This is a genomic window from Limnomicrobium aquaticum, assembly GCF_040545545.1.
GTDB classification, from domain to species: Bacteria; Pseudomonadota; Alphaproteobacteria; order Rhizobiales; family Rhizobiaceae; genus Ensifer_A; species Ensifer_A aquaticum.
Genome location: NZ_JBEPMB010000011.1, coordinates 38,779 through 54,720, shown reverse-complemented (window position 1 = coordinate 54,720; position 15,942 = coordinate 38,779). Strand labels below are relative to the sequence as shown.

Genomic DNA, 15,942 nt, shown 5'->3' with positions numbered 1-15,942 from the left:
TTCCTTTCGTTCTTCAAAACCTGTCATCGGGTGACACCGCGGGCGCGATCGATGGCACGGCGCTGGCGCTCGGATATGATCTCCTGGCTGCCGTGCGTCCGCACAGTTTGCTGCACGACCTGCAGGCGCTCCCGCATTGCCTCGAAGGCGCTGCGCTGCGCCGGCGACACGCGATTGATGACATCCGTCTCGCCGCGAAGAATGGCGTTCCTGCCAAAGCGTCCGTCGAGCGCCCGGCTGACGGCGGCGAACTCTCGGGCGATATCAGGATCGAGGGAGCGAGCGGCGGTCTCGATAATGGCGCTTTTCGCCTTTTCTTGTCTTTGCTTCTTCAGGTCGGCGACCAGGTGCAGAAGAGTCTCTTCGGCCGCCGGTGACAGACCGGGAATGGCGATGGTCATGCGCCGGCGCTCTTCGGTGATCGCCTGTGTTTCCGCATCTAAAGCGCTGACCCAGGACGCGCCGAGCGACCGCACCCGGCTGGCTGCTTCGGGCACAGCCTGGAACGCATCTTTTCGTTCTCTACCGACGGCGAGCAGCTTGTCCATGATGCGATCGGAGCCGCGCAGCGCACCATAGGCAGCGGGATTATTTGTGACCGCTGCCGCAATGCGCTCGCTGGCAATGCCCTTCACGATCAGGTCCTCGATCTTGTCCACGGCGCCGGCGGGATCGCGCCAGACGCGTCCAGCGGTTTCGGCAAGTGCTGAAAGATGATGGCGATAATGCGGGACGGCGCGGGCCCGTGTGCGGGCTTCGTCATCGACCGGCGTCTTGAACTCCGTGACGGCGGCAAGCATGGGAAGCATGGCGATGCTCTCCTTTCCAGCCGCGACACTTGCACCAGCGACGATCTTTGATCGATCCCGCTTCTCGGCAAGATACTGCTCGTCGCTGAAGCGCCTGATAACCTCGAACAGGCGCACCAACTTTTCGCGGCGGTCATCGGTCAGGTCTTCCGGCATACGCTCAGCAATATTGCGCTCAGTGATCCTATCTGCCTTCGAGGTGAAGGCGCTCCAGCCGAAGCGCGCGTTCAGCGCGTCGCTGACCGCCTTCACCTCCTGAACGATCTCTCGATCCTCGACAGCCAAAGAGAATGCAGTCTTATAGGCATCCTCACCGCCCTGCTTGCGCACGGCCTCGATCTCGACCAAGCGCGCCATCGCCTGCTTCGAAATCGCCGGGATCGACAAGGCCATATGGGCGCGGCGGGTCTTCTCGCGAGCCTGGAACCGACTCTCATTCTTTCGGAACTCCGTCGCGTGCGCGCGTGCCAGCGGCGCCAAGTCATTGAGGGCAGCCATTGCTGCGGTGCGCTCATCGCGTGCCACCCGTCCGTCGACCATGAGATCAGACCCGCGCAGGCGACCGAGACGGTTCGGAGCCGTCGCGAGATCGTCGGCGAGCTTGCGAGGCTCGATCAAGGAATTCGAAGCGAGCGCATTCAGGCGGATCAGCGCCGCGTCCGGATCGCGATAGACCTTCTCGAGAACCGGCCGCAGAATGCTATCCCGCTCTTTCCATGGTTCGGACAAAAGCTGAGCACGGCGGGCTTCATGCTCGACGCTGTGAGTGAACGTGGTTGTGGGCGGGATCAGATGGTAACCACCGACCGGGATTTCGGCCGAGACGGTAGCCGTCGGCACCTCGTTGTAGGAGACATTGCGTTCCCGTTCGATCGTAAAACCAAGTGCGACGCTTGCCCGCTCCCAGAGCCTTGCCATCTGCCCCCGCTTTTCCGCAATCCACGCCAGCCGCGGGGAAGCGTCCTCCTCTTGTCGCGCCGCGATCCCAGAGAGCATGTAGATGCCGCGGCGCCGGGCGAAGTCGCGAGCATGGGCCTGGTATCCTTCCTCGCTCTCGAAATCGAGAGTCGTGGTTTTCGCGCCGGACCGGCCCAGACGCTCGACGAGCTGCTTGAACAATTCCGGCCGGTGGCTTTCACGCTCGAACCGTTCCTTCCGGGCATCAGCCGTCTCGACCTGGCGAGCGCTCCAGACATTGCGGTCGACCTGACGTTCCTCTGTTCGCTTCTCGCCAGTCACCTCATCGGTGACGGTGACTTCCACCTTAACGGTCTCTACACCATCCTTGCGGAGCGTGACCGTGTCTCCTTCCGAGACGCCGCCCTTGTCCAGCGCCTTCGGCAAGCTGACACCCCAAACGCGATGGACAGTGCCATCGTCAGTTCTTACGTCTGCGTAAGGACTATCCTTGCCATCCTTGTCTCCGGGACGGAATTTTGCTTCACCGGTTTCAACGAGTTCGCCGGTGAGGCCGGCGGCATGATCGGCGCGCGCCGCACTACCCCATACCGGATTCGGCTGGAAATCTTGCCTGGCCGCGTAGAGGTCCACGCGCTCGCGATGCCTGGTCATCGACACATAGGTCAGATGCTGGTCCATCATGCCGGTTGCGAGCACGAAGGTCCGCTCAACGGTTGCCCCTTGAGATTTGTGAATCGTCGCGGCATAGCCGTGATCGACATTGGTATAGCTGTCCTCGCTGAGGATAACGTCGCGGCTGTTGTCGAGACGCACGGCAAGCAGCGGGCCGGCGCGTTTGTCGCCAGTCGCAACGACCGTGCCGAGCATCCCGTTCTTGACATGTTGCGGGCCGAGGCGACGCGCCCGCGGTTCAAGGAACCTGGCGTTCTCCAGGAAGATGATGCGGTCGCCGGCGGCGAACTCGCGAACCCCGCGTGCCGTATGGAACTCACGCGCACCGGTGAGCGCACCGTCGTCCATCATGACCTTGCGCAGAGCTTCATTCAGCTTTTGGACATCATCGTTGGTGTGGGCGAGCACGAGCGGTTCGTCACCACGATGAGACCTAATTTCTCCTTCGCCAGATTTTTGGTCCAGACCACGGCGTGCATCCGCCCAATCGGACACCATGCGGCTGATGATTTCGTCGCGGGTTTCGGTCTCGACGAGACGGCCATGCGCGGCATAGGCGTCGAGACCCTTTTCCACCTCACCACGCGCGAACAGACGCGAAGCCTCGCGCGCCCACTCGTCGCGCTGTCGCCGCACACCGGCAAGTTCGGCAAAGCCGATCCGATCGCTGATCGCGCGGAACGCCGCACCCGCCTGAATCGGCTGCAGCTGCATGGCGTCACCGACCAGAACGGCTTTCGCACCGGCGTCCTCGACGGCCTTCAGGACCCGCGCCATCTGCTGCGAGGAAACCATGCCTGCCTCGTCGATGACAAAGACATTTCCGCGCTCCAGGAGATCCCGCCCGTTCTCCCAAGCCAGTTCCCAGGAAGCGAGGGTGCGCGACTTGATCCCGGAACTGTCCTCCAAGCCTTCGGCCGCTTTGCCGGCCAGCGCCGCGCCAAACACCCGGCGATCGTCCCCTTCCCAGGCAACGCGCGCAGCGGCAAGCAACGTCGACTTTCCGGCGCCGGCGAGACCGACGACGGCCGCAATCGCGCTGTCGCCGGTGACGTGGCGCACGGCATCGACTTGCTCGGCATCGAGCCTGAAGGGTTTCTCCGGGTCGGCCGTCTCGACGCTGCGGACAGCAGCGGCGACTTTTGCATCGGCAACACCGAAGCCGGTGCGCTTCGACAGAGCCGACGCCGACTGTGCCATGTCATATTCGATGCGCAAGATTTCTCGCGTGGTGAACACCGCCGGCTCTGAAACTTTACCGCTCGCACTGTCGATCGCCTGCGGCTTCAAGAGCACCAAATTGTGGGAAGCCATCAGACGTGCCCTGATATTGGCGAAGTCAGTGGGATCGTCGACAGTGCGATGTAGCGCCTTGGCGATATCGCGCTCATCGAAGGTCGAGCGTTCGTTGCCGAGCTGCTTCAGCAGAAGACCGGGATCGGCGAGCAACCGGTCGGCCATTTCCTGCCGGCGCGCGAGATCGGCCGGCGCGAAGTACATCTCGACGCCTTTGCGGGCGAGCGCGGCCTTCTCCGGCCCAAGATGTTTCTGCGCGATGCCGTCGAGGCCCTGCTCGGCATAGGAGCGACCGTCGAGGCGGATCTCATGGCCGGCGAGCGCCAGATGCCTGTTGGCTGTCTCCGCCCAGGCGATCTTCCAAGCCTTCATCGTTTCCTTGTCACCGGCCCAAAGCTTGTAGACGATCTTGCCGTTCGGACGATCCGGTGTGACGACACGCAAGGGCTCGCCGTCCTCGCCAGCTACCTGCACCTTCTTCTGCCCGAACCCCTCCTCCGTCAGCGGCCTCAGCGTCGTCATCAGATGGATGTGCGGATTGCCGTCCTTGTCGTGGAACACCCAGTCGGCAACCATGCCCTTCGACGTGAAACTGTCCGCGACGAACTCACGCACGAGGACGATATTCTCGGCCCGCGTCAGCTCTTCCGGCAGGGCGATGATGAGCTCGCGCGCGAGCTGCGCGTCGACCCTCGTCTCGAAGGCATCGACCGCATTCCACAGCGCCTCGCTGGCCGCGGCAACCGTCTTGCCGTCGATGGCCATCTTCAGCCAGGCGGGAATCTCATCCGGGACCGCCAGTTCCTCATGCACCAGTTCCCGCGATCCACCGCGGTAGCTGAACGACGTGCCAGCCTGCTCGTCCATCATTCGGGCGCGGTGGCGATAAGCGGCGGCCGAGACGATACTGCGTCCCGCTCCCCTGCTGATCACCTGCGCTCTGACGAACATGATCGCCACTGTCGTCTCTCCACCTTCCAAGCACGTCGCTCCAGCGACGTCTATTGCGCCCTCAAACCAATCGGACCGAAGGGCCGATGCTGCTTTTCCGGATGACGGTCCAGCTGAGAATTCAGGCGTCGACGTTTTGGGGGCTTGTGCAAGGTAACTTATTTGACTACGATTTTCTAGTCAGTTCAATCGGGAAATGGAAAGTTTGTTGCAATTGAAAAGGATCGGATTATGGCCGCTAAACCTTCAATTCTGGATATCGATGCGCAAATCGAGAAACTGCGCGAACGCAGAAAAACTTTGATAGTCAAATCGGCAGATCGATTTGCCCGCGCGGCAACGAAGTCGGGGTTGGCCGAAATGGAAATCACCGACGAGGAGGTCGATCGCATCTTCGAAGAGATCGCGGCCCGATTTCGCAAAGCAGAGAAGAAAGGGGCTGCTCGCCTATCTTCTGCGCCGGGTGGACAGCCAGGTGGCGGGTCTGGAGCGACGGCGGAGGTTCATCATGACAGCTGACCGGAAAAAAGAAGCGAGAGAAAAATTCCTGCTCGGCGGCATCGTCGTGCGGGCGGGACTGTCGAAGGCGGACCGCGCCTTCCTGCTCGGCGGATTGCTGGAGCTTGCGAGGATCACGCCAAGCTCATTCGAGCATCGGCGGCTTCGGGCCATCGGTGAGGAGGCCTTCAAGGCCCCGATGCTGCTGGATGGTGACACGACGCTCATGGTCGAGGCGGCAGAATGACAATCAGGGCAAAGCCGCATCCCAGCCTGTTGCTCATACTCGTGCCGTTCACAGTGACGGTGTTTGCTGCCTATGTCGCCGGTTGGCGCTGGCCAGAACTTGCTGTGGGCATGACGGGCAAAACGCAATACTGGTTCTTTCGAGCCTCTCCTGTGCCGGTTCTTTTGTTCGGACCGCTGGCCGGGCTTCTGACCGTTTGGGCCTTGCCGTTGCATCGGCGAAGACCGGTCGCGATGGCCACCCTCATCTGCTTCCTTTCTGTCGCCGGCTTTTATGCGTTGCGGGAATTCGGTCGGCTTTCGCCCTTCGTCGAAAGCGGCGCGGTGACATGGAGCCAGGCGCTGTCGTTCATCGACATTGTGGCCATCGTCGGCGCCGTCGTCGGCTTCATGGCGACTGCGGTGTCCGCACGCATTTCGACGGTCGTGCCCGAACCGGTGAGGCGCGCCACGCGCGGCACCTTCGGAGATGCGGACTGGCTGTCCATGTCTGCGGCGGGCCGGCTCTTTCCTGATGACGGCGAGATTGTCGTTGGTGAGCGGTATCGTGTCGACAAGGAAATCGTCCATGAACTGCCGTTCGATCCGAACGATCCGGGGACTTGGGGACAGGGCGGAAAAGCACCGCTGCTCACCTATAGCCAAGACTTCGATTCCACTCACATGCTGTTTTTCGCGGGATCCGGTGGGTACAAGACAACCAGCAACGTTATCCCGACCGCGCTTCGATATTCCGGACCGCTGATCTGCCTCGACCCGTCGACAGAGGTCGCGCCGATGGTCGTCGAGCATCGGCGGCAAAGCCTTGGGCGTCAGGTAATGGTGCTCGACCCGACAAACCCGATCATGGGCTTCAACGTGCTTGATGGAATCGAGACGTCGAAGCAAAAAGAACAGGACATCGTCGGTATCGCCCACATGCTGTTATCGGAAAGCGTGCGCTTTGAATCGTCGACCGGTTCCTACTTCCAATCGCAGGCGCATAACCTGCTGACCGGTCTTCTGGCGCATGTGATGTTGTCGCCCGAATATGCAGGACGGCGAAACCTGCGCAGTCTCCGGCAGATCGTCTCCGAGCCGGAGACGTCCGTGCTCGCAATGCTCCGAGACGTTCAGCAGAATTCGGCATCGAAGTTCATCAGCGAAACGCTGGGCGTTTTCGTCAACATGACCGAGCAGACGTTCTCTGGCGTCTATTCGACCGCGTCGAAGGACACGCAATGGCTATCGCTCGACAACTACGCGGCGCTCGTCTGCGGCAACACGTTCAAGCCTAGCGATCTCATCAGCGGCAAAAAGGATGTGTTCCTCAATATCCCCGCGTCGATCCTGCGCTCCTATCCCGGGATCGGACGTGTGATCGTCGGCTCGCTGATCAACGCGATGATCGAGGCCGACGGTGCGTTCCAGCGGCGGGCGCTGTTCATGTTGGATGAAGTCGACTTGCTCGGTTACATGCGCGTGCTCGAAGAGGCGCGCGACCGCGGCCGTAAGTACGGCATCAGCATGATGCTCCTCTACCAATCCGTCGGTCAGCTGGAACGGCATTTTGGAAAAGATGGCGCGGTCTCATGGATCGACGGCTGCGCGTTCGCGAGCTATGCCGCGATCAAAGCGTTGGAGACGGCGCGCAACGTCTCGGCGCAATGCGGCGAGATGACCGTCGAGGTGAAGGGCAGTTCCCGCAATATCGGCTGGGACACGAAGAACAGCGCATCGCGTAAATCGGAGAGTCTGAACTTTCAGCGCCGGCCGCTGATCATGCCCCACGAGATCACACAGTCGATGAGGAAGGATGAGCAGATCATCGTCGTCCAGGGCCACAGTCCGATCCGCTGCGGACGGGCGATCTACTTCAGGCGAAAGGACATGGATACGCAAGCCAGGCCCAACAGGTTTGCTAAACTGAGACCTTAACGGTTTAGGCGTTTTCCTGTGCGTCGTATTCGGCTTCTGTCGGTCATTCCGTCGCTTTCATGATTGGCAGCGCCGCTTCGATTGCGTTGCGCGCCTCAATCAGGTCGTGGTGTCTCATCGAAGGGTCGATAGAGACCGAACCCTGAATATAACCCACTGACCCCTGGAAGCGAGCGGAGCGCACCACGTGATTTATCAGCCGTGCTTACCTCAACGATACCGCGCGGACGTGTCTTCCAGGCCGGGTGGGGTGATCCAGTCGAGGAAGATCGTATATCCGATGGAGAAGCTGGCGAAACCGAAGGTCACCAGAATGAAGGTCCAGAACGGTATACCGGACGCTGCCTCGGGCTTGACGAAGGCCCCAATCGAGAGCGGCACCATGACGATCGCCGCCAGAATCGCCATCCCAGTGAACGGGCGAAACATGCTGAGGATGTAGAAGGTAAGACACCACGCGGCGTAAAGCGTCGCCTTCGTCAGGCCGCAGACGATCAGAAGGGAAGTCGCGTGACGAAAGGAAACACTCGCCAAGCGCTTCGGGGCTCTGTCGGCTCGGACTCGATTTCGGCTGCCGGCGGCTTTGTCGCCATTGCGGGCTCCATCGATAGCAGAATTCCTGTTGCAGGGGATTCTAGATCCGAGCCGGGGCTGAGGGCAAGCAAGAGGTTGATGTAGCGGTACCGGAAAATACCGGCGACTACGACAATGGCGCTAAGCCAATGATCCTTGAAGGGCCATGTCCGGGCCAGTCGGTGCAAAGCGCAATGGGCGACGGTTGAGGCGTGGCGGCCGGTCGACGTGGTTTGCCTGCGAGAATGATCGTCACCGAAGGCCGAGCCGACAACGTCGGCTCGGGGAGCGACGGGACGGCGCGAGTAGAGCATGGTCGGCCAGCGGCCGGCTCGCCCGAAACACTGCCCCCTCCAAGGGGCACGACATCGCGAAGCAGAGATCACGAAAATGAATCGGAGCAGGCGTTTCGATACAAAACTGTCGTTGGACGTCGCGGGGCGAACGGACGAATCTTCTCCCCATGCTGGCTCAACCCTATCGACTGTATTTCGAACGCACGGACACGACGAAGAACATGGCACGCTTCTATGTGTTGTCGATCGAACCGACGCTTTTCGGCACACCTTGCCTGACGCGGCGTTGGGGACGTATCGGCTCCTACGGACAGGCGAAGGAGCATCATTTCGTCTGCGAGGAAGACGCAGTAGCGATGTTCCTCGATCTGCTCCGGGCACGGCGCGCGCGCGGATACCGAACGCGGGCGGAGGAGAATGCCAAGGACGTGGATTGATCGAGCGGAAAGATGTAGCCGGAGAAGCGAAGCTTCGGTCCAACGCGTCGGTCGATCCGGCGCGGTGGACCAGGATGGCATGGCTAAAGCCCCCTTAGTAGGGAGCCTCGCCGCCGCACTCGGCGTCCTGAGTTGCAATCGCCGCCGCCAGTTCGGCGCGCGCCTGTTCCAGTTCCGCTTCGATCTGAGCGCGCTCGACCGGGTGGCAGTGGCGAGCTTCGGCGCGCAGTTCTTCAATGTGGATTTCGAGGTCGTAGGTCATCGTCGTCATCTCCTTGATAGTGTGAAAGATGACGCGCGGACGTCGTGAGGATCGCGCCGGGTCAAGGATCGCGGCACGCGACCGCCGGAGGCGGCGAGCGGAGGAGCCGATTTTCTGCCGGCGCCCTTCAGGGCGTCGGCTGAAAATTGGAGGGGCCGCGATGTCCTTGAGGCGGTGCGATCCTCACGGCATACTTGGCGTTCTGAGCAGACAGGGTTTGGTCTCGTGTGGCACCAAAAAGGAATGATTGCGGGCTCGATGCCCGCTATCATTCCTCCAATCGTTCCGGCGGGTCTGGCCTCATCTGCTAGCATCGGCCCCGATCGCTCGGGGCCGATGCTAGCCACTCAGTTCGGATTGTTCCAGAGGATCACCTTCTTGCTCGGGTCGCCGCCGGGCGCCTGGGCGAGGTTGCCGAAGATGACGCCGATCTCCGGCGCCTCCAGCTTCACCGAGAGGTATTCCTCTCCGGTCTGGCGGGCGATGCGGTTCCAGCCCGCGCCGATCTCGAAGCCGGTTTTGCGGTGGATGACGCGGTAGTCGGGGGCTTCCTCGCTCGCCTTGTTGGCGTTCGGGATGATGGCGATCGGGGCGTTGACCCGGATGGTGGCGAAGATGCCTTCGAGGATGCCGTCGGTCTTCTGCGTCAGGGTTGCGATCGTGGTGGCCATGGTATTGTCTCCTTCGGTTGCTCGGGACCATTTCCCGATGACGCACGAAGAGACGGCCGACCTGCTGCGGTCAGCTCGGGCGAAAATTTTGCGAAATTCTATTTTCCGCCAGAAACAAACAACTGAAATCGAATTTCGCAAAAATTTTGACCGAGTCTTACCCCTTTAGGGGTTGGCCGCAAAAGCAGGCGGTCGTCTATACGAGCGACATAACACGGGAATGGTTCGGGGCAACTGAAGGGCGCGAAACCTTCATGGCTAGCCGGTCCGGCGCTGCGGGATATTGGCAACGCACCTCTTGAGCGCTTCGCCGCCATCCGCATCGACGCCATGCCTTCTCCAAACTGCTGCATGCGGATGAGCACGCCCCTGCCAACATCACACGTGCACCAACCTGCAAGGTCTAGTAGCGTCCAAATTACCGTCTGCCGAACGGTCGGCAATATCGGACGAAGCTGTTCTAGCGGGGGCATCGGATACAGACTTCGCCAACTGACCTGCCAGCGCATGGCAGCCTGAGCGGTTGGTGTCCGCCAAGCACACCACTATGGGCCAGCGCGCCTTCCGAGCGATCGGAGCCGGCCACCTCGGCGGAACCAAGCCCATCCAATATCACAAGGCGGTAGGATCCGAGCACGTCAAGAACGGAATGCCGTAGAGCCCGACATTCCGATCCTGCGAAACGAAATGCGCACCCTCCGCCACGGCCTGCGCCATGAGGAGATGGTCAAAGGGATCACGGTGATGAAGCGGAAGAGCAGCAAGAGCGACAAGATGCGCATCCGTGATATCCAACCGATCGAATCCCTGATCCGGCGAGATCGCAAGAATCTCTTCTATATCGGCATCGAGTTTGCCAATCCGCAGCTTCACGGTGATTTCCCAAAGCGAGACAGCACTGACGAGGACGTCGTTCTCAGCATCGCCGATAAGACCACGCGCATGGTTCCCGAGTTTCACGTCGTCGTTCAACCACCACAACAAGGCATGCGTATCGAGGAGTAGCCTCACGCCTCGTCTTCCATCGAGGTCAGGACGTCTGCCGGCAAGCTGTCGAAGTCTTCGGCAAGTTTGATCTTCCCGCGTAGCGCGCCGGGCTTGCGAACGACAATGTCCTGTGATGGCGGTCCAATTTCCGCAACGACCTTATGATGGGAGGTGAGGACAAAACGCTGGCCATCCTCGACCTGTTTGAGGAAAGACGTCAGGTTGCCGCGAAACTCCCGCACGCCGACGCGGCGGGGAGATGGTGTCTGCGGCCGGGACTGAGGCATGGCGAGGCTCCGTTTGAGTGGAAAATGTGTACACAATTTCCCAAAAATGCAAGCGTTGCCTGAATGGAAAGAGAGATGGCGCTTGACCAGCGCGGCCTCACTCAGTCCGATTGACGCGACGACTTGCTTTGCGCGACGCCTCCCCGAAGGCTGCGGCTATCCTCATCATGAAGGCTTTGCTGAAGCGGCCGAGTGCTTTTCCGCGACATCGTAATTATATTCGTCGACCACGATCCAGCAGCGCTTGTGGTCACTGAGGCCTGCGCGCCGACTTTCAATATCGGGAACTTCCAAGGCGATCCGATCGGCTTGTGGCGGCTGGGTCGTGATCGCCAGCAGGGCAAGATGGGTGAGGCCGTCGTTCGCGCCACGGACCGCGACGACGACACAGGTCGGACGGCTCTTCCGGCCTTCACTTTCACCGCGCTCATGTTGCCACGACCAGAGATAGGGGTAGACTATCACCTGCCCTGGTAGGAACTCACGGCTCATTGTCATACCCCTCGCCGCGCGCCAGCCGGTCGATCTCCGCCGCGAAGAGTTCTTTATGTTCCTCCGGCATATCCGAAACGCGATGGCCGGTACGGGGATCGCCGCCGGTGCGCATCCGCTCATAATACTCATAGCTCATCAGCACGAAGCGTGGCTTCCTGTGCTTGGTAAGAACAACTGGTTCGCGTGAAGCGGCGTCGGTAACGTCGCCAACCTGCTTGTTGAGATCGCCTGTCGTGAATTGCCGCATGGCCGTGCTCCTTTATTGATCTCCATATTATCCAGATTTCCCAGATTTCCCAGATTTGCAAGAAAACGACGTTCACGCGCCATCTCCTTTGAGTTCCAGACATTGATGCCGAACCGACGGGCCTTCGAGCGAGACGGGCGGCTTCACAACCTTCATCGCACATACTTTCATTTGCCGCTTGAAGAAAACCTTCCTGAGACCTGGACCCATTTCGAGACCACACCGTCCGGCGGCGGGGCATCTATTTTGTTCCGGTTTTTCTGTGTCGACATCGCTCTCGCGCGGGAGCACCTTGACCTTGGCTCACGAGAGATGCTCGATCGACTTCTTTGTTTGTTGAACATGGCGGGAGAGAGAGGCCGCAAATTTCTATGCCCCCGCCTTTGGTGCGCTGGAAAAGAACACCAATGACATCGATGGTGCTCTGGCGTCTGTCGAAATGCGGTTCGGAAATCTGCCGGTATGAGCGATAATTGCGAAGGCACTTTGACTAACCCGTTCATCAGAGAAATCACCGGTTTCGCCTTAGTGCTTGAAACAGCCGGCGACAGATGTCATATTAAGAGCGACAGATGACGCGGGAGACAGTGATGGCCGTAGCAGCAGAAGCACCTTCTTCAATGACACGCAGTGGGGAACTGCAAAAGATCGAGGCCCTTCTCGGTGGCGCTCGCGTGCTGTCGCGCCGGCTGACAACAGCCCTCGACGCACATGAATTGCTGCTTATCGGATTGCCGGCCTCCGCAATCGATCACCTCGTCGGAAGCTTGGTCTTTATAGGTAAGACCGAATCCCTCGAAAAGGCTGTCGGTATGAGCCTCAGGACATGGCAACGCCGAAAGGATGCGCCGTCCAAGCCGCTGAGCCAGGAGCAGAGCGGTCGGGCATGGAAGTTCGCCGAAATCCTGTCGAAGGCAACGGATGTATTGGGAACGCAGGCAGAAGCTGAGCAATGGCTGGAACGTCCGGCCATAGGGCTCGACCAGCGCCGCCCGATCGACCTGCTCGGGACGCCTGCCGGCGTCGAGTTGGTAGAGGACTATCTGGAACGGCTCGAATACGGCGTCTATGCATGACGCCTTTGCCAATCGCGCTTGGCGGTTCCGAGCTGATCGCATGGCGCCTCGACCAAGCCGCTTATGCCCCGACATGGGATAGCGGTGAAGGCGCTTATCGTGTCGGCGGCCGCTGGAACAGCAAGGGCGTGCGGGCGATCTACTGCTCGATCGACCCGTCGACGGCGATCCTTGAGGTCGCGGTCCACAAGGGTTTTCGCACACTCGACACAATCCCACACATCCTGACTGCGGCTGTCATAGCCGACACCTCCGCGGTGCATGTCGTTGATCCCGTGACCGTTCCCAATCCGAACTGGCTGCGGCCCGGTATCCCAAGCGCCGGCCAGCAGGCATTCGGCGACGACCTGCTGCGACAGCATCGTTTTGTCGCAATCCCAAGCGCGGTCTCCACTCATAGCTGGAACCTGATTTTTATCGCGAGCCAAGCGGCCGGCAGCTATTCGCTGAAGCTCCAGGAGTCATTCGCTCTTGATACGCGTCTGCACCCACCGGCGGCCGTCTAATCGCCAGAACTTGTGGAAAGGTGGCTAAGGCAGCTGCGAGTGAGGCATGAACCGCGTGACAGCGCGTTGTCCCGATGGAAAGGCTTAGGTTCCGACGAGAAAGGGATCCATATGACCACGACCAACGAAATCGCAGACAAGATCGCCGCCGAACACAGCCTGACCAAGCTTCAAAGCAAGGCTGTCGTTGAAGCAGTATTTTCCGCCATCACGGCCGCCGCAACGTCCGGTGCGGAAACGTCTATCCCCGGCTTTGGAAAGTTCAAGATAAAAGACACCCCAGAACGCGACGCGCGCAATCCCGCAACGGGGGCGACGATCAAGGTCGCCGCACAGAAAAAGGTGGCCTTCACTCCGGCGAAGGCGCTCAAGGATGCGCTGAACAAGTAGTCTCGGGCAGAGACAATCGCGAAATGGTGTTTCGCGAAGACGATGGCGCTTACGCGCCATCTCCTTTCAGTTCCCAGACATTGATGCCGAACCGACGGGCCTTGTCGCGAAGGTTGTCGGTGATGCCGGAACCGGGGAAGACGATGACGCCTGATGGCATGACCGCCAACATCTCGTCGTTGCGCCGGAACGGGGCCGCCTTGGCGTGCTTGTTCCAGTCGGGTTTGAAGGCGATCTGGGTGACCTTCCGGGCCTCGGCCCAGCAGGCGGCGATACGCTCGGCGCCCTTTGGCGAGCCACCGTGCAGCAGGATCATGTCCGAGTGCTTGGCATGGGCCTTGTCGAGCGCGGCCCAGATCCGGTCGTGATCGTTGTAGTCCATGCCGCCGCCGAAGGCGATCTTCGTGCCGGCCGGGATCAGGACCGTGTTTTCGGCATGCCGGCGGGCAGAGAGGAAATCTCTGCTATCGATCATCGCCGCGGTCATGTTGGCGTGGTTGACCTTCGAGCCGGTGCGCGGCCGCCATGCCGAGCCGGTCTGCGCCTCAAAGAGATCGGCCGCGTAGTCGCGCATGAATTCGAAGACGTTGCGCCGCTCGAGAAGTGTGATGCCCTCGACGACATGGCGCTCAAGCTCGACACTTTTCACTTCCGAGCCGTCCTGCTCGCGCTGGCCGGTGCGCTGGGCGTCCTCGTTGCGCTGAAGCTCGCGCTGGATGCGTTCGCCGGCGCGATGAAAGAGATTGACCGTCGACCAGAGGAGGTCTTCGAGATCGGGCTCCAACCGCGTGTCACCGAGCATCTCGAACATCGCGGAGAACATCGCGGTCAGCGCCGACTGGACGACCGGCTCCTCGGGTAGTGGGCGCGGGTCCGGCTCGTCCTGGAAGGGGCGGTAGCCAAAGACTTGCATCTCGTAGATGAAGCGGTCGGTCGGGGAAGACGCGTGGTGCGGCTCGAAGGCTTCATCGGGGGACAAGGTCAGGTTCATGATGGTCTCCGTTGGTTTGGGCCGCGCCTTTCGCGGCCTGACGGCGATCCCTGTCCAGGCGGCAGGCGGGCCGGAACCGCGAGCGCAGTGAAGCGGCCCAGCGAAGCGCCGGGCGGTTGAGGGAGGGTTTCTTGGGTAGCGCGAGGAGCGCCGGCTACAGCATCGGCCCGAAAACTGGGAACCGGTTTTCGGAACGGCCGATGCGGGGTCAAAAGCCGGCGCGGGGAAGAAACCTGACCGACCCGCTGAAGGCCTGACAGCCGCCTGGTAAGGGTCGCCTCTCGGCAGGCCCGCAGGCGCGCTTTACCTGGAGGGAGACCGGCGGAACCGGTCCCGCCGGCGGCCTAGCGGACGATCAGCTTCCCCGCAACCGCATCAGTCGAGAAGGAAGTCCGACGCGTGTTCCGGCACAAGCTGCGCCCGAAGATTTGCGATGAGTCGGTCAGGTCCAAGCCGGCGCAGATCCTCGTTGAAATCCCCGAGCTCGGGGGTCAGCACAAGCGGCATGATGCCAAGCGTCCGCACCCGGCGGCTCAATCCCTCGATGCCATGGCGGCCGGCGGCATCTGCGTCGGCGGCAACGTAGAGGTGCCGGCATCCGTTTGGCGGTCGGAAGGCGGCAAGATGATTGGCCGTCAGCGCCGAGACCACAGGCATATCGGGCATCACATGCGAGAGCGACAACATGCTCTCGAGCCCCTCGCCTGCCGCCATGACCGGCACAGGGCCATCGACGGGAAAGCGGAACCGCACGGCGTTGCCGAGCAGCCCGCCCAGCGCACGGCGGGGATCCTCGACCCGAGCTTTGCCGTCGCCGTCCGGATCGAGCCAGGTGCGATGCACGCCCGTGACCGTGCCCGCTTGGTCGGTCACCGCTGCGATCAGCGCGGGATAACTGCTCGTCCTGCAGCTGACGAGATCGCGATAGTAGCAGGACGGGTGGAAGCGGAGCGAGGAATGCAGAGATGCACGCAGGATGCCGCGCTGACGCAGATAGCTGTCGGCCAGAGTGCCAGCGAGCGGCTGCGTCATTTGGAACAGGCGTCTTGCACGTTCCGCAGCCGGTCTTTCAACCGGCTGGCGGTCGAGCCTATCATCCCTGTCGGAAGAGACCAGGCTGCCCCGTGGTTCGTTCAGGAAACGCCGGGCCTCGTCTGCAACATCGCGGAAGTCGACCAGTCCGCAGGATTCCCGCACGAGATCGAGAAGGTCGCCATATTGAGCCGTCGCGGCGTCCGTCCACCTGCCCTTGCGAGGGCCGGAGAGATGAACGTAAAGCGACTTCCCCTTGCTGTTGGCGACGTCGCCGACGATCCAGTAATTGCCGGCCCGACGTCCGGCGGAAAGGTAGTGACGGCAGACCGCCTCGGCGTCGCGCGCCAGACGATCCGCCAGTTGTGAGGCGGACAGCATA

General features: G+C 61.2%; 16 protein-coding genes and 1 pseudogene. 7 read left to right on the top strand and 10 right to left on the bottom strand.

Features of this window, described 5'->3' with window-relative positions:
• Nucleotides 1-23: 23 nt before the first annotated feature.
• Nucleotides 24-4,658, bottom strand: coding sequence for a Ti-type conjugative transfer relaxase TraA (traA, locus tag ABID16_RS21870; RefSeq protein ID WP_354558497.1), 4,635 nt, complete (start codon nucleotides 4,656-4,658; stop codon nucleotides 24-26).
• 222 nt (nucleotides 4,659-4,880) lie between these two features.
• Between traA and ABID16_RS21865 the strand changes: the two genes are divergently transcribed.
• Genes ABID16_RS21865 through traG form a run of 3 tightly spaced genes read left to right on the top strand, consistent with a single transcriptional unit; the run spans nucleotide 4,881 to nucleotide 7,310 of the window.
• Nucleotides 4,881-5,168 (top strand): TraC family protein, encoded by a 288-nt coding sequence (locus ABID16_RS21865; protein WP_354558496.1) that lies wholly within the window; start codon nucleotides 4,881-4,883, stop codon nucleotides 5,166-5,168.
• Nucleotides 5,158-5,394, top strand: a complete 237-nt coding sequence (locus tag ABID16_RS21860) for a conjugal transfer protein TraD (protein WP_354558495.1) — start codon at nucleotides 5,158-5,160, stop codon at nucleotides 5,392-5,394. The genes ABID16_RS21865 and ABID16_RS21860 overlap by 11 nt, the downstream gene beginning before the upstream one ends.
• Nucleotides 5,391-7,310 carry a Ti-type conjugative transfer system protein TraG gene (traG, locus tag ABID16_RS21855; RefSeq protein ID WP_354558494.1) on the top strand — a complete coding sequence of 640 codons (1,920 nt, stop codon included), beginning with the start codon at nucleotides 5,391-5,393 and terminating at the stop codon, nucleotides 7,308-7,310. Before ABID16_RS21860 ends, traG begins: the two co-directional genes overlap by 4 nt.
• Nucleotides 7,311-7,520: 210 nt before the next feature.
• On the opposite strand, the gene ABID16_RS21850 is transcribed toward traG, so the two are convergent.
• Nucleotides 7,521-7,844 (bottom strand): hypothetical protein, encoded by a 324-nt coding sequence (locus ABID16_RS21850; RefSeq protein ID WP_354558493.1) that lies wholly within the window; start codon nucleotides 7,842-7,844, stop codon nucleotides 7,521-7,523.
• Nucleotides 7,845-8,346: 502 nt separating this feature from the next.
• Between ABID16_RS21850 and ABID16_RS21845 the strand changes: the two genes are divergently transcribed.
• The gene (locus tag ABID16_RS21845) at nucleotides 8,347-8,616 is read left to right on the top strand and encodes a WGR domain-containing protein (RefSeq protein WP_354558492.1); all 270 of its coding nucleotides are present in this window, start codon (nucleotides 8,347-8,349) and stop codon (nucleotides 8,614-8,616) included.
• A 94-nt stretch (nucleotides 8,617-8,710) separates the two neighbouring features.
• Here ABID16_RS21845 and ABID16_RS21840 read toward each other — a convergent pair whose 3' ends face one another.
• The 6 genes and pseudogenes from ABID16_RS21840 to ABID16_RS21815 form a co-directional block, all read right to left on the bottom strand.
• Entirely contained in the window at nucleotides 8,711-8,878 is a 168-nt protein-coding gene (locus ABID16_RS21840; RefSeq protein ID WP_354558523.1) for a hypothetical protein, read from the bottom strand.
• Between the two features lie 347 nt (nucleotides 8,879-9,225).
• Nucleotides 9,226-9,549 (bottom strand): DUF736 domain-containing protein, encoded by a 324-nt coding sequence (locus ABID16_RS21835; RefSeq protein WP_354558491.1) that lies wholly within the window; start codon nucleotides 9,547-9,549, stop codon nucleotides 9,226-9,228.
• A gap of 612 nt (nucleotides 9,550-10,161) precedes the next feature.
• Nucleotides 10,162-10,560 (bottom strand): type II toxin-antitoxin system VapC family toxin, encoded by a 399-nt coding sequence (locus tag ABID16_RS21830; protein WP_354558490.1) that lies wholly within the window; start codon nucleotides 10,558-10,560, stop codon nucleotides 10,162-10,164.
• Complete coding sequence (locus ABID16_RS21825) at nucleotides 10,557-10,823, bottom strand: type II toxin-antitoxin system Phd/YefM family antitoxin (RefSeq protein WP_354558489.1); 267 nt, start codon at nucleotides 10,821-10,823, stop codon at nucleotides 10,557-10,559. The genes ABID16_RS21830 and ABID16_RS21825 overlap by 4 nt, the downstream gene beginning before the upstream one ends.
• Before the next feature lie 97 nt (nucleotides 10,824-10,920).
• A pseudogene (locus ABID16_RS21820) lies at nucleotides 10,921-11,315 on the bottom strand (hypothetical protein).
• Entirely contained in the window at nucleotides 11,305-11,565 is a 261-nt protein-coding gene (locus ABID16_RS21815; RefSeq protein WP_354558488.1) for a type II toxin-antitoxin system Phd/YefM family antitoxin, read from the bottom strand. The pseudogene ABID16_RS21820 and the gene ABID16_RS21815 overlap by 11 nt, the downstream one beginning before the upstream one ends.
• A gap of 590 nt (nucleotides 11,566-12,155) precedes the next feature.
• Between ABID16_RS21815 and parS the strand changes: the two genes are divergently transcribed.
• From parS to ABID16_RS21800, 3 genes are all read left to right on the top strand, one after another.
• Nucleotides 12,156-12,641: a type II RES/Xre toxin-antitoxin system antitoxin gene (gene parS, locus ABID16_RS21810; protein ID WP_354558487.1), complete on the top strand. Its 486-nt coding sequence runs from the start codon at nucleotides 12,156-12,158 to the stop codon at nucleotides 12,639-12,641.
• Nucleotides 12,638-13,147 carry an RES family NAD+ phosphorylase gene (locus ABID16_RS21805; RefSeq protein WP_354558486.1) on the top strand — a complete coding sequence of 170 codons (510 nt, stop codon included), beginning with the start codon at nucleotides 12,638-12,640 and terminating at the stop codon, nucleotides 13,145-13,147. Before parS ends, ABID16_RS21805 begins: the two co-directional genes overlap by 4 nt.
• 111 nt (nucleotides 13,148-13,258) lie before the next feature.
• Nucleotides 13,259-13,537 (top strand): HU family DNA-binding protein, encoded by a 279-nt coding sequence (locus ABID16_RS21800; protein ID WP_354558520.1) that lies wholly within the window; start codon nucleotides 13,259-13,261, stop codon nucleotides 13,535-13,537.
• Between the two features lie 49 nt (nucleotides 13,538-13,586).
• Here the strand turns inward: ABID16_RS21800 and ABID16_RS21795 are convergent, their stop codons facing one another.
• Complete coding sequence (locus ABID16_RS21795; RefSeq protein ID WP_354558485.1) at nucleotides 13,587-14,528, bottom strand: DUF2493 domain-containing protein; 942 nt, start codon at nucleotides 14,526-14,528, stop codon at nucleotides 13,587-13,589.
• Nucleotides 14,529-14,903: 375 nt separating this feature from the next.
• Entirely contained in the window at nucleotides 14,904-15,941 is a 1,038-nt protein-coding gene (locus ABID16_RS21790; RefSeq protein ID WP_354558484.1) for a DUF7146 domain-containing protein, read from the bottom strand.
• Between the last annotated feature and the right edge of the window lies 1 nt (nucleotide 15,942).

Coding starts and splice junctions, on each gene's coding strand:
- ABID16_RS21860 (WP_354558495.1), top strand. CDS start 5,158: ATGACAGCTGACCGGAAAAAAGAAGCGAGAGAAAAATTCCTGCTCGGC.
- ABID16_RS21840 (WP_354558523.1), bottom strand. CDS start 8,878: ATGACCTACGACCTCGAAATCCACATTGAAGAACTGCGCGCCGAAGCT.
- traG (WP_354558494.1), top strand. CDS start 5,391: ATGACAATCAGGGCAAAGCCGCATCCCAGCCTGTTGCTCATACTCGTG.
- ABID16_RS21790 (WP_354558484.1), bottom strand. CDS start 15,941: ATGCTGTCCGCCTCACAACTGGCGGATCGTCTGGCGCGCGACGCCGAG.
- ABID16_RS21845 (WP_354558492.1), top strand. CDS start 8,347: ATGCTGGCTCAACCCTATCGACTGTATTTCGAACGCACGGACACGACG.
- parS (WP_354558487.1), top strand. CDS start 12,156: ATGGCCGTAGCAGCAGAAGCACCTTCTTCAATGACACGCAGTGGGGAA.
- ABID16_RS21835 (WP_354558491.1), bottom strand. CDS start 9,549: ATGGCCACCACGATCGCAACCCTGACGCAGAAGACCGACGGCATCCTC.
- ABID16_RS21815 (WP_354558488.1), bottom strand. CDS start 11,565: ATGCGGCAATTCACGACAGGCGATCTCAACAAGCAGGTTGGCGACGTT.
- ABID16_RS21825 (WP_354558489.1), bottom strand. CDS start 10,823: ATGCCTCAGTCCCGGCCGCAGACACCATCTCCCCGCCGCGTCGGCGTG.
- ABID16_RS21865 (WP_354558496.1), top strand. CDS start 4,881: ATGGCCGCTAAACCTTCAATTCTGGATATCGATGCGCAAATCGAGAAA.
- ABID16_RS21800 (WP_354558520.1), top strand. CDS start 13,259: ATGACCACGACCAACGAAATCGCAGACAAGATCGCCGCCGAACACAGC.
- ABID16_RS21805 (WP_354558486.1), top strand. CDS start 12,638: ATGACGCCTTTGCCAATCGCGCTTGGCGGTTCCGAGCTGATCGCATGG.
- ABID16_RS21795 (WP_354558485.1), bottom strand. CDS start 14,528: ATGAACCTGACCTTGTCCCCCGATGAAGCCTTCGAGCCGCACCACGCG.